We start from the raw sequence: 17,544 nt of genomic DNA, 5'->3' as shown, positions 1-17,544 counted from the left end.
GATCAGGACAGCTGGCCAGGATCGACGCGAGCGGCGTTGCGCGTGTAGATCAGGCCCTCGCGCTTGGACGGCTCGGCGCCTTCAATGGCCTTGCCGTAGAGCTCCAGCTTGTGCCCGACCAGTTCGAAGCCGAGGCGTTCGGCGATCTCGGTCTTCAGCCGTTCGATCTCGGCGTCGAAGAATTCGATGACTTCGCCGGTCCTGGTGTCGATCAGGTGATCGTGGTGATCGTCGCCCGCCTCTTCATAGCGGCTGCGGCCGTCGCCGAAGTCATGCTTTTCGACCACGCCCGCCTCTTCGAACAGGCGCACGGTGCGATAGACGGTGGCGATCGAGATGTGCGGATCGATGGCGGAGGCGCGGCGGTACAACTCCTCCACATCGGGGTGATCCTCGGCGCTGCCGAGAACGCGGGCGATCACCCGGCGCTGTTCGGTCATGCGCATGCCGCGCTCGGCGCAGAGTTTTTCGATCCGGTCCATGGCTGTGAAGATAGAGGGGCCAACCCCTCGTGGGAAGCCGTTCAGACCAAGTTAAGAACCAGAAGCAGGGCGTCCACGGCCGGGCCGTCCGCACGCAGATAATAGCGTGGTCGTCGTCCCGCCGCCTCGAAGCCGAGCGCGCGGTAGAGGGCGCGGGCTGGAGCGTTATCCTCGGCCACCTCCAGGAACATTCGCGTCGCGCCGATCGCGGCCGCGCGAACCGTCGCGGCGCGGAGCAGACGGGCGCCCAGGCCCTTCCGGCGGGCGGGCGGCCGGACGGCCAGGGTCAGAATCTCCGCCTCGTCGGCGACGGTGCGGATCAGAACGAAACCGTCCGCGTCGCCTTCCAGAAAGACGCCGGCCTGACCCAGAAGGTCGGCGAAGGCCGTCGCGGACCACGGCGCGTCGAACGCTGCCGCGTGCAGGTCGGCGAGCCCTCGGACCAGATCGCCCGGATCGGCCACGGTCGTCACGCGCCCGAAACGACGGGGCGCGCCTGACCGGGCAGGCGGGTCGGCGGGGTCGCGTCGGGCGCGCGCAGATAGAGGGGTCTCGGCGGATGGTTCGCGGGGTCGAGCGCAACGGTCAGGGCGGCGAGCGCGGCGGGGTCGGGAGCGGTCACTGTCGAAACCTCGCCTCCGACCAGGGTCGCACCCGACCCTGTGATGCGCCAGGACCGGTCGGCGAGGCGCGCGATGGCGTCTTCCAGCGACACGGCCTCCGGCGCCGACGCCGGGTGACCGGTCTCGAACAGCTGCAGATAGACCTGCCCCCGGCGCGCATCGATCACAGCCGCCATCGTTCCCTGTCCGCCATCGGCGGACCGGGCCAGGGCCGCGAGGGTCGATACGCCGACAACCGGCAGACCGAGCGCCGCGCCCAGTCCCTGGGCGAAGGCCAGTCCGACCCGCAGGCCGGTGAAGGAGCCCGGGCCGACGGTGACGCCGATCCGGTCCAGCGCCTCGAACCCGCCGCCGGCCTCCGCGACCGCGTCGCGGACGAAACCGCCCAGCCGTTCGGAGTGACCGCGGGCCATGACCTCGGACCGCAGGCCCAAGGCGCGGCCCTCCTCGAACACTGCAGCGGTGCAGGCGTCCAGCGCCGTGTCGATGACCAGCACCCTCATCGGGCGGACCCGGTCAGGACGCGGGCGCCAGGGCCTCGGTGATCCGCGCCAAAGCCTGTCTCAGGTTTCGATCGCGGATCAGCGGGAAGGCGGCGGCCACGACTCGCCCTTCGGGCGTCGCGGTCATGATACGCAGACGTGACAGGTCGTCGCTCTCCGAAGCCTCCCCCGACGAGAGAGCCGGAAACAGCGCGCCCGGCGCGACCCCCAGGGCGACTGCGATGTCGTTCAGACGCGACGCCGAGACCCGATTGGCCCCCGACTCGTAATTCTGGACCTGTTGCGGGCTGACGCCGAGCCGTTGAGACAGGGCCGTCTGCGACAGACCCATGGCCGCACGCCGCTCCGCAATGCGGTGTCCGACCAGGGCGTCGATGGCGGCGGGCGAACGGGGCATGCGGGCGGCTCCGGCTTTGCTGCTGACCGGATCGTTTCATATCGCCACGCAAAATACAACCTTTTCGTTTCATTCGTCCAGCCTCGCGCGGACAGCCGCCACCCGGGCGACCGCGTTGCGATCCAGACTGGTCTCGGCCCCCAGTCCGGCCGGACCGCCCTTCACATACAGGCGGTCGCCGTCGGCGCTCTGGTACAGCCGGACCAGTCGGGTCCCGTCCGCCAGGTCGATGACGCAGCCCTGGTCCCGGCGCGGCCAGCGGCCCGGATCGAACTCCAGCACCACCCCGGACGCGGCCCAGGGCGCAAGGTCGTCATTGGAAAGCTGCATCCGCTCGGTCGCGTTCGCATGCCGCTCGGGCGGCGGACTGAAGGCACGGCCGAGGCTTTCTACGCCGGTCGCTGGCGGTGCGGTCGCCGGCCCTTCCCGCGCCAGGATCAGGGCGAGATCCTCGGGTGTCGCGTTCAGGGCGCCGGTCAGGCGGCGCTGGACATCGGGGCGAAACAGGCCCGGCCGTTTGCCGCTCTCATAGAGACCCCAGCCCTGGCTGGTCATGCCGATGCGGGCGCCGGCCTCCGCCTGGCTCAGGCCGACGGCGCGGCGCAGGGTGGCCAGTCCCTCGCCGAGGGCGGCGGCGTCCGGGTCGGATGCGAAGCGGGCCATGCCGGATTGTGCCTCAGACGCCAGTGTCAGGCGAGACGGAAACGTTTCACGTGCTCAAGCAGCAAATGACCGTGTCGCAAGCGATAGCGGTCAGAAACGGGCGATCGGCAGCGCCCCTAGATGACCTGTTCGACGCTGGTCACTTCGGGGACGTAGTGTTTCATCATCTGCTCGACCCCGGCCTTCAGCGTCATGGCCGAGGAGGGGCAGCCGGCGCAGGCGCCGCGCATGCGCAGGCGCAGGATCCCGCTCTCCTCGTCGAAGGCATCAAACAGGATGTCGCCGCCGTCCTGGGCCACAGCCGGGCGGATGCGGCTGTCGAGCAGAGCCTTGATCTCGGCCACAATCTCGGTGTCCTCGGCGCCGTCATTGACGCTCGTCTCGCCGTCGCGCAACAGGGGCGCGCCGGAGACGAAATGATCCATGATCGCAGACAGGATCTCCGGCTTCATCTCCGACCAGTCGCGGCCGTGTTCGACCTTGGTCACCGAGACATAGTCGGCCCCGAAGAAGACGCCGGAGACGTCCTCCAGCGTGAACAGGGCCTCGGCGAGCGGCGAGGCCGTCGCCTGGTCGATCGACAGGAACTCGCGCGAACCGCCGGGGGCCACATCGCGGCCGGGCAGGAACTTCAGTGCGTTCGGGTTCGGGGTCGGTTCGGTCTGGATGAACATGAGCTGGAGATGCGCCTGGATGGGGTGGTTCGCAAGAGCGTCGCGGTGCGGGTCAGACTCCGGAATTGGAGTCCAGATAGTCCATAGAGTCCCGTCGGTCCGGCCTTCAAAACACCGTTCGAAGCGTCCGATGCGTCCGATGCGTTCGCCCATGATGAGGGTCTCCACACGTGAAGAACCAGTATGAGGCCGTTTCAGAGAGTGATGGGCAAAAGGGCTCTCGTCAGAGCCGGACGTTGAAATCCCTGGCGAATTCAGGGGATCCGTTGATGGGTATCAAGCCAAATTCCCTTCTCCCCCTGCGGGAGAAGGTGGCGGGCGAAGCCCGACGGATGAGGGGTCACACCGAAAGCTGGAATGGGGGCTGGAGGGAACGACTTTCAAGGCCGACGTGACCCCTCATCCGACCTCCGCTGCGCTCCGGCCACCTTCTCCCGCAAGGGGAGAAGGAAGACCTTACGCCAGATCCTCGATCTCGGCGTCGGTCAGCTCTCCCGGCACGATGGTCACCGGCAGTTTGCGCCCGCCGAAAGCGGCGCCCTGTTTCAGCACCGCCGACACCAGCGGACCCGGACCCCGGCTGCCGGTTCCGGCGGCCAGGACCAGGATCTTGATCTCAGGATCGTCGCCGCAGACCTTGCGGATGGCCGCCTGGGGCTCGCCCTCCTCGATCAGGAAGACCGGCTGGGCGCCCGAGCGTTCCTGCGCCTCTTCGCCCAGCCGGTTCAGAAGCGCTTCGGCCTCGGCCCGCTGCTGGCGCTGGATTTCGTCGCGCACCCCGGCCCAGTGCTCGTCCGACCCCCCCGGAATGATCCGCAGCAAGGCTACCCTGCCGCCGGTCGACCGCGCCCGGCGCGAGGCATAGCGCAGGGCCGCCTCGAACTCGGGGCTGTCGTCGACGACAACGAGGAATTTGCGGGCCATCAAAGCGCGCCCACGACCTGGCGGATCTGGCCATTGGCGATGGTCAGTTTGGCGAAGGTCCAGCCCGTGCCCGAGGCCTCGATCTCGTCCACAGCGGCGCGAACGCCTTCGACCACGGCCTGACGCGATCCGATCCAGGCGTCCACGGCCGCTTCGGCGTTCGCCTCGGTGTCGCCCACCGCCGGTTCGGAGGACAGCGCCACCGCGCGGGTCAGGGCGACCTGTTCGGCCATCAGGTCCTCGATCAGGCGACGCACGGCCAGGCGGTCGAAATGATCGCCCGACGGCACGGCGCCGGCGGCGGCGCGCAGGCGGTCGAAGTCGAAGGCCGCGCCCACCTGGTGATAGAGGCGCGCCATCCGGGGCTCGGACCAGCCGGCGTCCTTCGCCAGATCACCGACGTCGGCCGTGGCGACCAGGGGACGCAGCATGGAGATGGTCTGGGCAAGGTCTTCGCCCACCCCCATGCCGGCGAACGACTTCAGCCGATCGGCCAGACGCCCCTGTTCGAAGCGCGACAGGACATCACCGCCCGCGCCTCGCAGAGCATCGGCCGCCGGGCGATAGGCCTCGATCAGTCCCTGGACCGTCGCCCCCGCCTTGCCCGCGCGGCGCGCCAGCCAGAAGGTCTGGCGCCGCAGCACGGTGGAGATTTCCAGATAGAGGGCTGTCTGGGTCTCGGCCGGAACCTTGAGGTCCAGCGCACTGACCGCGTCCCAAGCCTCGTCGAGGCGGAAGACCCGCCGCGCGGCCTCGAAGGCGATGACCAGGGCCGTCGTGTCGCACCCGGCCGCCGCCCGCAGGCGATCGGGGAAGGTCGGACCCGTCATGTTGACGATCTCGTTGCAGAGAACCGTCGCCACGATCTCGCGCCGCAGCCGGTGGCCGCGCATCTGCTCCTCGAAACGGGCCAGCGGTTCGGGGAAGTAGCGGACCAGGGTCTCCTCGAAGAACGGATCCTCCGGCGCCTTCGAGGCCACGATCTCATCGGCGAGTTCGAGCTTGGAATAGGCCATCAGCACGGCCAGCTCGGGCCGGGTCAGGGCCAGGCCCGCCATCTTCATCTCGCCGATGCGGACGTCACCCGGGAGACCCTCGACCTTGCGGTCCAGTTTGCCGCGCGCGGTCAGCGCCTGCATGAAGCGCTGCTGGGTGTCGAGCGCGCCGGCCCCCTCAGCCTGCTGCAGGGTCAGGGCCAGGGTCTGGTCGTAGTTGTGGGCCAGGACCTTCAGCCCGACCTCTTCGGTCATCGAGGCCAGAAGGGGCACGCGCTCCGCCAGCGGCAGGACGCCGTTGGTGACCGCCGAGCCGATCAGGATCTTGATGTTGACCTCGTGGTCGGAGGTGTCGACCCCGGCGGAGTTGTCGATGGCGTCGGTATTGATGCGTCCGCCACCGGCCGCGAAGGCGATCCGCCCCGCCTGGGTGAAGCCGAGGTTGGCCCCCTCTCCCACCACCTTGACCCTCAGTTCGTCGGCATTGATCCGCAGGGCGTCGGTGCCCTTGTCCCCGACCTGGGCGTCCGTCTCGAGCGCGGACTTCACATAGGTGCCGATGCCGCCGAGATAGAGCAGCTCCGCCGGCGCCTTGAGGATGGCGCGGATCAGGCTGACGGGGTCCAGGGCTGTATCGGTGATGTCGAGGGCGGCGCGGATCTCCGGGGTCAGTTCGATCGACTTGGCCGAGCGCGAGAAGACTCCGCCGCCTGCCGAGATCAGCGTCTTGTCATAGTCCTGCCAGGACGAGCGCGGCAGGGCGAACAGGCGGTCGCGCTCGACCCAGGACGAGGCCGGGTCGGGCGTCGGGTCGATGAAGATGTCGCGGTGGTCGAAGGCGGCGACCAGTTTTGACGCCTTCGACAGCAACAGGCCGTTGCCGAACACGTCGCCCGACATGTCGCCGACGCCGACCACGGTGAAGGGCTCGGTCTGGATGTCCTTGCCGATTTCGCGGAAGTGGCGCTTGACCGCCTCCCAGGCGCCGCGCGCCGTGATGCCCATGGCCTTGTGGTCGTAACCGACCGACCCGCCCGAGGCGAAGGCGTCGTCGAGCCAGAAGCCGTAGTCGGCCGAGACCCCGTTGGCGATGTCGGAGAAGGTCGCCGTGCCCTTGTCGGCGGCCACGACCAGATAGGGATCATCCCCCTCGAAGGCGACGACACTGGACGGATGGGTGACCAGGCCGTCGGCGGCGATGTTGTCGGTGATGTCCAGAAGGCCCGACAGGAAGGTCTTGTAGGCGCGGATGGCCTCGGCCTGCTGGGCGTCGCGATCGCCGCCGGCGCGCACGATGCCGGACAGGTATTTCGGGAAGAAGCCGCCCTTGGAGCCGACCGGCACGATGACGGCGTTCTTGACCTGCTGGGCCTTCACCAGACCCAGGACCTCGGTGCGGAAATCGTCGCGGCGGTCAGACCAGCGCAGGCCCCCGCGCGCGACCGGGCCGAAGCGCAGGTGGACGCCCTCGATGTGCGGCGCCCAGACGAAGATCTCGCGATAGGGTTTGGGCAGGGGCAGGTCGTCGAGTTCGCGCGAGGCGATCTTGATCGAAATGTGCGGCTTGAAGCCGCCGTCGGCTGTCGCCTGGTAATAGTTGGTGCGCTTGATCGCCCCGACCAGGGCCATCATCCGGCGCAGCGCCCGGTCATGGTCCAGCGACTTTACGTCCATCAGCAGGGCGTTGATCTTGTCCGTCAGTTCGGTGCACGCGGACGCACGATCATCGGCCGGACCCCCGTGGGCCGGGTCGAATTTGCAGGCGAAGAAGGACAGAAGGGCGCGGGCGATGGCGGGATAGTCGCGCAGCGCCTCTTCCTGCACCGCCTGGGAGGGATCTAAACCCGTCTGCTGGCGATAACGGGCCAGGGTGCGGATCAGGGCCGCCTCGCGCCAGCCGACGCCGAGTTCGAGCACCAGACGGTTGAAACCGTCGCTCTCGGTCTGGCCGGACCAGACGGCCGAGAAGGCCACTTCGAACGGGCCCTTGATGTCGCCGAACTCGAGCGCTGCGCCGCGCGGATCCTCCAGCAGGAATTCGTGGACGTGGATTTCCTGAGCCGAGCCGGTCTGGCCGGCGGGCCGGATGGCGTGGCCGAATTCCTCCAGCGTCTTCAAGCCCATGTCGGCCAGGACCGGCAGGACGTCGGACAAGGGCACCGCCGCGCCGCGACGATAGAGTTTGAAACGGAATTGCAGCGGGCTGTCGTCGGCATGGCGGAAGGCGCGCACGGCGACAGGTTCGCCGACGGTCGTGTCGCCGGTCTCGTTCAGGCGATCGATTTCCTGCAGGTCATTGACCGCCTCCGCGGCGTCGTAGCGCTCCCGGTAGCCCGGTCCGAAAGCTTCGGCCCAGCGGGCGCTCATGGCGCCGATCTGGCTGTCGTCGACCTCGGCGGCGCGGAGTGCGCCTTCGAAGCGATCGACCCAGCTGCGGCCGGTCTCGATGATCTCGGCGTCCAGAGCCCGCGCGTCCGGCGTCGGGTGTCCGCCCGGGGTCACGCCGATGATATAGTGGATGCGCACCAGGGGCGCGTCCGACAGCTGCGGATACCAGGCCGACAGACGTCCGCCCCAGGCCCGGGCCAGGATGCGGCCGATCCGCTCGCGCACCCCGGCGTCGTAGCGCTCGCGTGGCACGAAGGCCAGGACCGAGACGAACCGGTCGAACGGGTCCTTGCGGGTGAAGATCTTGATCCGGGGCCGGTCGAACAGGTGCAGGATGCCCAGAGCCGTCGTCAGCAACTCGTCTTCCGAAATCTGGAAGAGTTCGTCCCGGGGATAGTTCTCCAGAATGTTCTTCAACCGCTTCTCGTTGTGACTGCCGGGCGCCTTTCCGGCGCGGTCGAGGACCTTGGCGACCTTCCTGCGGATCAGCGGCACCTGTGACGGCGGCCGGTCATAGGCCTCGGCGGTGAACAGGCCGACGAAGCGGGTCTCGCCCGAGGGACGGCCGTCGTCGCCGTACCGTTTGACCCCGACGTAATCCATATAGGCGCGGCGATGGACGCGGCTGCGCAGATTGGCCTTGGCCACGGTGACCGGGTCCGACAGGTCGATCTGGCGCTTCATCTGGGCGGTCAGGACGGCGGGCTCCGAGGTGCGCCTCAGAACCGTCCGCTGGGGATCGCGCAGGACGCCGACGCCGGCGGCGGACTGGTCCAGCGGGGCCTCGGCCGCATAGCCGCCGTCCGAGGTGCGCGGATAGTCGTAGTCGCGGGCGCCCAGGAAGACGAAGGCGTCGTCGTTGAGCGAGCGCAGGAACTCCAGGTTCTCGGCCACGATCTCCGGGTCGATGCCGCCGGGGCAGGCTTCCAGATGGGCGATCGAGCGCGCCATCAGTTCGTTCATGGCCGGGTAGTCGGCGACGGCCGTGTGCACGTCGGCCAGGGTCTGTTCGACGCCGGCCTTGAGCGCCTCGCGGCGTTCGGGCGGCAGGGGATCGATGACAAGGACGATCAGGGATTCACGGGCGTCGGCGGCAGCCTTGCGCGTGCCGTCGGCCTGTCGGGCCAGATTCAGGACCGGGTGGAACAAAGCGCGGACCGAAACGCCGGTGTCCGCCAGTTCGCCCATGACGCTGTCGACCAGGAAGGGCCTGTCGTCCTGGACGATGCGAAGGACGTCATAGGGGGTCGCGCGGCCCCCGGCGGCGGACAACGGCTGGACCAGGACCCGGGATTCGCCCGGCGTCCTGCGTTCAGCCCAGCGCCAGGCGTCGGCCAGAACGGCGCCGACGTCTTCTCCCGCCAGCTCCGGCGTCTCGTCCTCGGCGTAGTCTTCCCAGGCCTGGATGACGAAGGACTGCTCCAGCCCGTCGAGGGTCCCTCCGCCTCCCAGAGCCTCCGCGAAGGCCCGTTGCAGCGCCTCCGGGCTGGAGGGCTGGGAGGAGGTGCGGAGGTCGCCGGGCATGGGCAGGGTCTCGAAAGGCGCGGCAGGGCCGCCAGGATCTGGACCGGACGCTATCGATCGACTGTTACTGCGGTGTCACCAAGACGACGCGTCCCGTCCCTGATGGCTGGATAGGCTGGTCCGCGCGGCCGGGGAAGGCCGGAAACGACAAACGCCGGGTCCTCTTTCGAGAACCCGGCGTCTGATCACCGTTCACTGATCGAGGGGAAGATCAGAAACGGTAGTTCATGCCGATCCGGACGGCATGCAGGCCGAAGCGGCCGTTGGAACGTCGCATGTCCGTACCCGTGGTGTTGGGGGTCAGGACGAAGGGATTGGTTGCGATTGCATTGCCCCGCCCGACGCGGATGTCGAAATCGGGCGCTTCCAGCGAGGTGTAGAGATACTCGCCGGTCACGCTGAGTTTTGGAGCCAGCATGTATTCAACGCCGCCGCCGGCCTGGTAGCCGTCGGCCTGGTCGTCATCGGTAGTGGCGGTGAAGCTGTTCTGGGTGTTCGACGAGTAGAACTGGTTCGACATCTCGCCGGTCGCGCCGCCTGCCGTGCCGTAGATCAAGGCCGGACCCAAGGCGTAGCCGACCCGGGCGCGCAGGGCGGCCAGGTTCTGCAGCTTGCGCTCGAAGGTGTAGGCGGCCGGCGTGGTCGAATAGGAAGTCAGGCTGTCTTCAGCGCCCGCAAAGCCCGAGTATTCCGCCACGGCTCCGACCACGAAAGAGCCGAACTGGAAGTCCCAGCCCGCGCGAATGCCGCCTTCGGAGCCGCTGGCGTCGTCATCACAGCCGGCGGTCGGCACATTGCCGTTGGCCGAGCCGCCGCACGAACCGGCGCTGAAGGCGTCGGCGCCGGCCGTAGTGACGACCGTATCGCCGAAGTTTCCGTCCAGGTTTCGGTCGAACCGGAGACGCTCGTCGTCCTGGTCGTTGGCCTTTGTGGCGCTGCCGTAGACGCCGACATAGGGGCCCGACCAGTCGCGCGTGGCGGTCCCGTTCGGCATCCAGCTTTGCGCCATGGCCGGTGCGGCGACACCCGTGAGAAGCAGCGCCGTGGCGGCCGTGGAGATGATTTTGATCATGTTTTTCCGTCCTTGGTCGAACGCGACGCAGAAGCGCGGCGAGGCAACCCTTCCGGCGAGCCTAACGACAGGGACGTCGGCGCGTTCCTCACAGATGCGGTGCGCGCGTGGATTTCAAGGAGGGCGGGGTGCTCACCGAATCGCTGATTCGGCAAAGAAAAAGGCCGTCGGACGGGCGTCCGACGGCCTCTCTTGGACCGGCGCTGGAGGGGGGAACGGGCGCCGGTCGATGCCGCCGCGGCCTTGGGGGAGGGGAGGGGGCCGCGACGTCTGGATAGCAGATGGGATCGACCGAACCGGCTCGCAAGGGGTCGGGTTTCAGGGTTCTGCGGCTCCGGCGCGCGGCGGTTTGACGCGGGCCGGACGGCGGGCCGGCGGCCTGTGCGTCCGCTCTTCCTCCGCCTCGTCGGCAAAGGGCCTGCCGTCCCCCGACAGGAGGATCGCGATCCACATCGATCCTTTGAACTCGGCCAGGATCGCCATGGCCATGACCGCAAGGGGGGTCGACAGGAACATGCCGACCACGCCCCACATCTTGCCCCACAGGGCCAGGGCCAGAAGAACCGCGACGGGGTCGATGTTCTGGTTTTCGCCCTGCATGCGCGGCTGGATCGCGTTGCCGACCACGAACAGGATCAGCTGCAGCCCCACCAGCAGGATCAGGGCCGGCCAGTAGGTGGGAAACTGGACCAGGGCGAACAGGGGCGGCGCGAGACCGGCGATCGCCCCGCCCAGCACCGGAATGAAGCCGACCACGAAGATCACGAAGGTCCAGAACTCGGCGTTCTGCAGGCCTACCAGACGCATCAGGATCCAGGCGGCGACGCAGATGATGCCCCCGGTCACGGTCTGGACCCACAGATAGCCCTCGACCCCGCTTCGCACGCGTTCGAATACCTCGCTGGCCTCCTGACGCGCCTCCCGGTTGGGGAACAGATTGACCAGCTTGCGCCGGAAGCCCGTCTGGGCCGCCAGCAGGAAGGCCAGATAGACCATGACGAAGAAGGCGCCGGAGACAACCCCCTGCACCTGGAAGGCCAGGGTGGTCAGGTAGCCGCGGATATCCAGCCCGGCGAACAACTCATGGGCCGTCGGGGGCGTCGCCATGCCGAACAGCCGCCCGCCGTCGGCGATGATGGCGTCGATCCGGGGCCCGATGCCGCTGGACACCCCCGAGGCGTCGGTGAAGAACCCGGCCGCCCCGTTCACGATGAAGGCGATGGAGGCCAGGAAAGCCAGGACCACCACAGCCAGGGCCGCCGTCCCGGCCAAGTGACGGGGCAGACGAGTCCGGTCCTCGATGAAGCGCTTCACCCCGTCGATCATGATCAACAGGAAGATCGCCATCGCCAGCGGCGTCAGGATGTCCCGCAGCCAGTAAAGCGCCGCGCCCCCAGCCACCACGGCCAGGGTCACCAGGGCGTTGCGGGCCACAGTCGATGTCGGAACGGCGATCGGTGGTTTCATGACTAATCTTTTCGGGGGCGTCGCGGCGCCGGTCAATCGCCGATTGGCGCGCGAGCCGGCCACGGCTAAGCATCGGACAAGGAGATTTGCATGACCGACGCCGCCGCCAACCCCGGCCTGTTCCTGGGCCAGTCCGCCGATGGGGAGACGCCCCAGCGCGAGATCCTGCTGTGGAATCGGGCCAACCGGCACGGGGTGATCGCGGGTGCGACCGGCACCGGCAAGACTGTCACGCTGCAGATCATGGCCCAGGGCTTTTCCGAGATGGGCGTCCCGGTCTTCTGCGCCGACGTGAAGGGAGACCTTTCGGGCATCAGCCAGGTCGGAACCCCCAATGAGAAGCTACTGGCCCGCGCCGCCGGGATGAACCTGACCCTGGCGCCGAAGGCCGCGCCGACGGTGTTCTGGGATCTGTACGGGCAGAAGGGGCACCCGGTCCGGGCGACCGTATCGGAAATCGGACCGCTGCTGATGGCCCGGATGCTGGACCTCAACGACGTGCAGGAGGGGGTGCTGACGGTCGCCTTCCACGTCGCCGACAAGGAAGGCCTGCTGCTGCTCGACCTCGACGATCTCAGGTCGATGCTGACCTATGTCGCCGAGAACGCCGCCCGCATCGGTCGCGAGGTCGGCAATGTAGCCCCCGCCTCGATCGCCTCGATCCAGCGCGCCCTGCTGCAGCTGGAACAGGACGGCGGCGACGCCTTCTTCGGCGAACCCGCTCTGAAACTGACCGACATGATGCGGACGTCGCTGGACGGCCAAGGTCGTGTTTTGGGTCAGGTCAATGTGCTGGACTCGACGCGGCTGATGAACAGCCCGCGCCTGTACGGCGCCTTCCTGCTGTGGCTGATGTCCGAGCTGTTCGAACAGCTGCCAGAGATCGGCGACCCCGAGAAACCTCGTCTCGTCTTCTTCTTCGACGAGGCCCACCTGCTGTTCAGGGACGCGCCCAAACCCCTGCTGGAAAAGGTCGAACAGGTCGTGCGCCTGATCCGGTCCAAGGGGGTCGGGGTCTATTTCATCACCCAGAACCCGGCGGATATCCCCGACAGCGTCCTCGCCCAGCTCGGCAACCGCATCCAGCATGCGCTGCGCGCCTACACCCCGTCCGATCAGCGCGGCCTGAAGGCGGCCTCGGACAGTTTCCGGGTCAATCCGGCCTTCGATACGGCCGACGCCATCCAGGCGCTGGGCACCGGCGAGGCCCTGGTCTCAACGCTGGACGAGAAGGGGGCGCCCCGCGTCGTGGCCCGCACACTGATCCGGCCGCCGGACAGCCGTCTGGGGCCGGCGACCGATGTCGAACGCGCCGCCGTCATGGCGGCCAGCCCGGTGAAGGGGGTCTATGACACCGTCACGGACCGCGAGTCCGCCGAGGAAATCCTCACCGCCCGCCACGCGCAAACCGAGGCCGCGACCGCGCCGGCCGGAAAACCCGCGCCGCAGGGTCGGGCTCCGGCGGCTCCGAAGGCGCCGCCCGCACCCAGGGCGCCGCGCAAATCGAACCGTCAAACGCCGATGGAGGCCCTGACCAAGTCGGTCCTGCGCACGGCAGGGTCGACCCTGACGCGGGAGTTGTTGCGGGGCATTCTGGGCGGATTGAGGCGATGAAAAAGCTCATCATCAGGATTGCGTCGGCGACTACGGCCGCAGCGCTCTCGGCCTGCGTCAGCAGTCCGTTATCGCTCTCCACCAACATGGCCAGCGAACATGAGATTCAGGCTTACGTCACGGAGCACTGGACAAATTTCCAGTTTCGATTGGCCTATCTGGTTGGCAAGCAGGGGCAACCCTCGACGCTGTTGTCTGTGGAAGCCGTCGATTGTGGCCCGTCGGAAGGCCATATTGCGTGCACCTTCAGCCCGAGCGCTCGCTTTGCGGACGACACGGTATCCACGGCGCGGGTGGAAGGGATGTTCGGCCGGCAACCTGACGGTACGATTGAACAACTTCTCCGCGTCGAACGCGTCCCCTAGGCGTAACGACCTTCTTCGGAAGCAGCCGCCAAAGCCTGAGCCACAGCCCGCCGCCTAGACCATCGAGCCCAAACGGGCGTTGGCGAGATCAGCGATCACGCCAGTGACCTGGGCGCCCGACCCCGTCTGGGACAGGAGTTTGGACAGGTGGGGCGACAGCTTGCGGGTGTCGACCAGCACCATGGCCCAGCCGAGGAACAGCTGGGCCTGAACCGGCCAGCGGGCCAGGACGCGCACATTGCGATGCCGCGCGTCGGCCTCGATGTCCGCCATCAGGGCGGTCAGCGCTTCGGGATCACCCTCCAGCACCTGGACGAAGGTTCCTGCCTGATATGCCAGGGCGCCGGTGATCCGGCGTCGGCCATTGTTGCGCACCGAGGTCGCCACGATCTCGGACAGGTCCATCGGACCGTCGGCTGCGCCCACAGCGTCGCTGCGATACACGAGGCGTTCGAGCACGCGCTCCGTAAGGGGCTGCGGCGTGCGAACGGTCGGGGATGTCATGGGAGGATGGCCAGGCGGCGAATCCGCCGCCCATCTAGGCGCTTTTCACCAGAAACCCTAACGGCGCGGGAATTCAGCGGGGAGGCTCAGGGTCTCGGAACCAGCCGCCACATGCGCAAGGGATGCCGCACCGCCCCGGCCTCCGCCCCCGCCGCCTCGCCCCGGCCCATGTAGAGATCGGCGCGCACCGGGCCGCGAATGGCCGAGCCGGTGTCCAGCGCCATGACCAGGCCGGTGTAGTCATGCCGCGCCCCGACCAGGTTTCCGGCGCCGGCCGAGATCCACACCAGATCGCCATAGGTCCAGCTGGCCGGATCCACCGCGATGGCCCGCCGGGCCTGCAGGGGAACACCGGCCGCGCCCGCCGGGTGTCCGCCGTCGTCGGGGTCCAGCGAGAAATAGATGTAGCGTGGGTTCAGGGCCGTGATCGCCCGCGCCTCGGGCCCGCGATGGGCCGCCAGCCAGGCGCGGATCGCGTCGCCCGAGGTTCCGTTCGTCGGCAGGAGGCCGCGCTCCGCCATCGGCCGGGCGATGCCGACGAAGTTCCGCCCGTTGTCGGCGGCATAGGCGGCGCGCGCCTTCGATCCGTCCTCGAACGTCAGATAGCCGGACCCTTGGATCTGGAGGAAGAACAGGTCCTCGGCGCGCATCCAGGCCAGGGGCGGCGAGGGCGCGGGCCCGGCCTCGATCACGGCGCGCTCGTCCAGAACCTGGCCCCGCGACCAGCCGGAGGGGCGGCCGAGAACGGGGCTGTCGAACTCCCGGTCCGGGGTGCGCCGGGCCGGATACTCGGGAGCGAAATAGGCGGTCAGCAGGGGTGACCGGCCCTCGGCGGGTGGGGCTGCCACGATCCCGAAGCCGTCCTCGAAGAAGGCCCTGGCCATGGAAGGCGTCACCGGGCGTGATGTCCACCTGATGTGCTGGGCTCGCTCGCACTGACGCACGGCAGCCGGCTCACGCGCGACGCGACAGGTCTCGGCATAGGCCTGGAAGGCGGCGAGGTGGTCTTCATCGGCCCAGCCGGGAAGGCTCTGCGGCCCCGGCAGGCTGGGAACCTGCGGCGGAGCGGTGGGCGTGGGACCCGTCGGCGGGACCGGAGGCCCGGGCCGGGGCGTCGCACACCCCGCCAGGAGCAGGAGCGCGCCCGCAATTACAAGCCTCAGGTCGAGTCCCAAGGCGCGGCCGGCCCTAGGCGTTGGCGGGTTCGACGCGGGCGAGGACCCAGTTGGGGTCTGCAGCGCCCAGGGAGCGTTCGAAGGTCCAGTGCTCGGCCGTGCGGCGCTCTTCGATGCGGGGCTCGGCCGGAGCGCCCGGAGTCGCCTCGGCCTCGGGCAGGAGGACCTTGGAGCGGATCTCGGCCAGGAAGCGGACCTTGGCGACAGCGCGGTCGCCCTCGGCCGAGGCCAGTTCCAGGTCGGCGCGCGGCGCATGCAGGAATTCGACCTGTTCGGTTTCGCCCCGGATCTCGCGGGCGGCGATGCCGGTCTCGAACGAGGCGAGGACCTCGGGGGTCAGCAGCGGCTTCAGAGCCGCGCGGTCGCCGGAGGCGTAGCCCCGCACGATGGTTTCATAGGCCTGACGGGCGCCGTCGATGAACTTGGCCGGATCGAAGGCCGGGTCGCGGGCGCGCAGCAAGGCGGCGGCCGCCAGGGTGGCGGCGTCGAGCGCGGGCACGCGGGCCTGGGCTTCGGGACCCGTCGCGCCCGTAGCGGGCAGGGCTGGCGTCTTGGCGTCCTCCTGAGGCTGACGGCCGACCTTCTTGCCCAGCACATTGTAGAGCTGGAACAGGACGACCGCGGCGATAACGGCGAAGATGACGAGCTGGAACTGTACCGGCACGGGGTATCCCTGGGATGGCGTCCTGATCCCGGCCATGAGGGCCGGGCGCGTCGGACAGGACGATTACGGGCTGATATGGGCGTGCGCAAGCCGCGACGCACCCCCGGCGAGTTGTGACATGCCGCCGCTACCCCGCAGCGCGCCCCGAACGCGCTCAGGCTGCGAACCGCCGCACGGCGGTGCGATAGCGCCCCTCGGACAGGGAAAGTTGCGGGACGTCCGGGCGGATGCTAGTCGCGGCGCCTCGCTTTTCCGCCATATTGAACGGCTTCGCCTCCATGACCGACGTTTCGCCCCCCGACGCCAACGGCGCCAACCCGACCGAACGCCCCGCCACCTTGGGCTTCCGCATCCTGGCGCAGTACGTCCGCGACCTGTCGTTCGAGAACCCCAGGGCCCCCGACAGCCTGCGCCTCGAAGGCAAGCCCCAGATCGACATGGGCGTCGAGCTCAACGCCCAAGGTCGTCCCGACGGCCTGTTCGAAGTCGACGTCAAGCTGTCGATCAAGGCCTCGACCGACACGATGCCGGTCTTCCAGGTCGAGCTGCTGTACGGCGGCCTGTTCCAGCTCGAAGGCGTGCCGGAAGACGCGATCGAGGCGATGCTGCTGATCGAATGCCCGCGCTATCTGTTCCCCTTCGCCCGTGAGATCGTGGCCGGGGCGACCGCGGACGGCGGCTTCTATCCGCCCTTCATGCTGGATCCGATCGACTTCGCCGGCATCTATGCGGCGCGCCAGCAACAGATCGCCGCCCAGCCGGACGCGACCGGCCAGGCCTGAGGTCAGGCAGCGGGCTCGACGACATCGAGCCCGTAACCGGCCCACAGCGACTGGTCTTTAAGCGTCGCCAGAAGGAAGGCGCGGTGCGCCTCGGCCTCCTCGGGGTGAATGCGCGGCGTGAGCGGCCGTGATCGTGGCTGATAGCCGCCGGCGGCCGCATGGGCTGCGGCGGCCTGGCTCTCGCGACGGCTGGACAGGTCCAGCACACGCTCCTTGCCGCCTTTCAGCTCCAGATAGACCTCGGCCAGAAGGCGGGCGTCGATCAGGGCGCCGTGGAACGCACGGTCGACGAGGCTGACCTTGTAGCGTTTGCACAGGGCGTCCAGCGAGTTGGGCATGCCCGGCCAGCGTTTCTGGGCCAGCTGCAGGGTGTCGATCCAGCGGGTCTCGTGCAGCAGGGCGTGACCGCAGCGACCGCACTCATGATCGATGAAATTGCGGTCGAACTGGGCGTTGTGGGCGATGACCGGGGCCTCGCCGATGAACGCCATCAGATCGATGACGATCTCGGCGAATTTCGGCGCGTCCCTGACCTTGTCGTCGGTAATGCCGTGCACCCGGATGGCGTCGGCGGGGATCAGCCGCTCCGGATTGACGAACCGGTGGAAGGTCCGGCCGGTCGGCAGCAGGTCCTCGATCTCGATACAGCCGACCTCGATCAGCCGGTCGCCCGTGCGAGGGTCGAAGCCGGTGGTTTCGGTGTCGAGGACGATTTCGCGGGACATGCC

Annotated in this window: 17 protein-coding genes; 3 read left to right on the top strand and 14 right to left on the bottom strand. The window is 68.5% G+C overall.

The window, feature by feature from the left end:
- Positions 1-2 precede the first annotated feature (2 nt).
- From ACP7A5_RS12045 to ACP7A5_RS12000, 10 genes are all read right to left on the bottom strand, one after another.
- Positions 3-482, bottom strand: coding sequence for a Fur family transcriptional regulator (locus tag ACP7A5_RS12045; protein ID WP_426038504.1), 480 nt, complete (start codon positions 480-482; stop codon positions 3-5).
- 41 nt (positions 483-523) lie between these two features.
- The gene (locus ACP7A5_RS12040; protein ID WP_426042144.1) at positions 524-946 is read right to left on the bottom strand and encodes a GNAT family N-acetyltransferase; all 423 of its coding nucleotides are present in this window, start codon (positions 944-946) and stop codon (positions 524-526) included.
- A 5-nt stretch (positions 947-951) separates the two neighbouring features.
- Positions 952-1,608: a tRNA (adenosine(37)-N6)-threonylcarbamoyltransferase complex dimerization subunit type 1 TsaB gene (gene tsaB / locus ACP7A5_RS12035; RefSeq protein WP_426042143.1), complete on the bottom strand. Its 657-nt coding sequence runs from the start codon at positions 1,606-1,608 to the stop codon at positions 952-954.
- Between the two features lie 13 nt (positions 1,609-1,621).
- Positions 1,622-2,005: a helix-turn-helix domain-containing protein gene (locus ACP7A5_RS12030; RefSeq protein WP_426042142.1), complete on the bottom strand. Its 384-nt coding sequence runs from the start codon at positions 2,003-2,005 to the stop codon at positions 1,622-1,624.
- 69 nt (positions 2,006-2,074) lie between these two features.
- Positions 2,075-2,668 carry a helix-turn-helix domain-containing protein gene (locus ACP7A5_RS12025; protein ID WP_426042141.1) on the bottom strand — a complete coding sequence of 198 codons (594 nt, stop codon included), beginning with the start codon at positions 2,666-2,668 and terminating at the stop codon, positions 2,075-2,077.
- 116 nt (positions 2,669-2,784) lie between these two features.
- Entirely contained in the window at positions 2,785-3,342 is a 558-nt protein-coding gene (locus ACP7A5_RS12020; RefSeq protein ID WP_426042140.1) for a NifU family protein, read from the bottom strand.
- A gap of 456 nt (positions 3,343-3,798) precedes the next feature.
- Positions 3,799-4,266, bottom strand: a complete 468-nt coding sequence (locus ACP7A5_RS12015; RefSeq protein ID WP_426038510.1) for a universal stress protein — start codon at positions 4,264-4,266, stop codon at positions 3,799-3,801.
- Positions 4,266-9,173, bottom strand: coding sequence for an NAD-glutamate dehydrogenase (locus ACP7A5_RS12010; RefSeq protein ID WP_426042139.1), 4,908 nt, complete (start codon positions 9,171-9,173; stop codon positions 4,266-4,268). The genes ACP7A5_RS12015 and ACP7A5_RS12010 overlap by 1 nt, the downstream gene beginning before the upstream one ends.
- Positions 9,174-9,384: 211 nt before the next feature.
- Complete coding sequence (locus tag ACP7A5_RS12005; protein WP_426042138.1) at positions 9,385-10,245, bottom strand: outer membrane protein; 861 nt, start codon at positions 10,243-10,245, stop codon at positions 9,385-9,387.
- A 318-nt stretch (positions 10,246-10,563) separates the two neighbouring features.
- The gene (locus ACP7A5_RS12000) at positions 10,564-11,712 is read right to left on the bottom strand and encodes an AI-2E family transporter (RefSeq protein ID WP_426042137.1); all 1,149 of its coding nucleotides are present in this window, start codon (positions 11,710-11,712) and stop codon (positions 10,564-10,566) included.
- 90 nt (positions 11,713-11,802) lie between these two features.
- Between ACP7A5_RS12000 and ACP7A5_RS11995 the strand changes: the two genes are divergently transcribed.
- Positions 11,803-13,326, top strand: coding sequence for a helicase HerA-like domain-containing protein (locus ACP7A5_RS11995; RefSeq protein ID WP_426042136.1), 1,524 nt, complete (start codon positions 11,803-11,805; stop codon positions 13,324-13,326).
- Positions 13,323-13,691 (top strand): hypothetical protein, encoded by a 369-nt coding sequence (locus tag ACP7A5_RS11990; RefSeq protein ID WP_426042135.1) that lies wholly within the window; start codon positions 13,323-13,325, stop codon positions 13,689-13,691. The genes ACP7A5_RS11995 and ACP7A5_RS11990 overlap by 4 nt, the downstream gene beginning before the upstream one ends.
- 54 nt (positions 13,692-13,745) lie before the next feature.
- Here ACP7A5_RS11990 and ACP7A5_RS11985 read toward each other — a convergent pair whose 3' ends face one another.
- The 3 genes from ACP7A5_RS11985 to timA all read right to left on the bottom strand — a co-directional run bounded on the left by ACP7A5_RS11985 (position 13,746) and on the right by timA (position 16,034).
- Entirely contained in the window at positions 13,746-14,195 is a 450-nt protein-coding gene (locus ACP7A5_RS11985; protein ID WP_426042134.1) for a BLUF domain-containing protein, read from the bottom strand.
- Between the two features lie 86 nt (positions 14,196-14,281).
- Positions 14,282-15,370: an MltA domain-containing protein gene (locus ACP7A5_RS11980; RefSeq protein WP_426042133.1), complete on the bottom strand. Its 1,089-nt coding sequence runs from the start codon at positions 15,368-15,370 to the stop codon at positions 14,282-14,284.
- Between the two features lie 13 nt (positions 15,371-15,383).
- Positions 15,384-16,034 (bottom strand): TIM44-related membrane protein TimA, encoded by a 651-nt coding sequence (timA, locus tag ACP7A5_RS11975; protein ID WP_426042132.1) that lies wholly within the window; start codon positions 16,032-16,034, stop codon positions 15,384-15,386.
- A gap of 278 nt (positions 16,035-16,312) precedes the next feature.
- Here timA and secB point away from each other — a divergent pair, with 278 nt between their 5' ends.
- A complete protein-coding gene (gene secB / locus ACP7A5_RS11970; RefSeq protein ID WP_303694803.1) occupies positions 16,313-16,816 on the top strand; it encodes a protein-export chaperone SecB in 504 nt (167 codons plus the stop codon).
- Positions 16,817-16,818: 2 nt separating this feature from the next.
- Here secB and dnaQ read toward each other — a convergent pair whose 3' ends face one another.
- Entirely contained in the window at positions 16,819-17,541 is a 723-nt protein-coding gene (gene dnaQ / locus ACP7A5_RS11965; protein WP_426042131.1) for a DNA polymerase III subunit epsilon, read from the bottom strand.
- Positions 17,542-17,544: the final 3 nt, after the last annotated feature.

The organism is Brevundimonas sp. TWP2-3-4b1, from assembly GCF_049897665.1.
Taxonomy (GTDB): Bacteria; Pseudomonadota; Alphaproteobacteria; order Caulobacterales; family Caulobacteraceae; genus Brevundimonas; species Brevundimonas subvibrioides_B.
The sequence above is the reverse complement of the archived record's forward strand: the minus strand, read 5'-3'. Positions and strand labels throughout refer to the sequence as shown.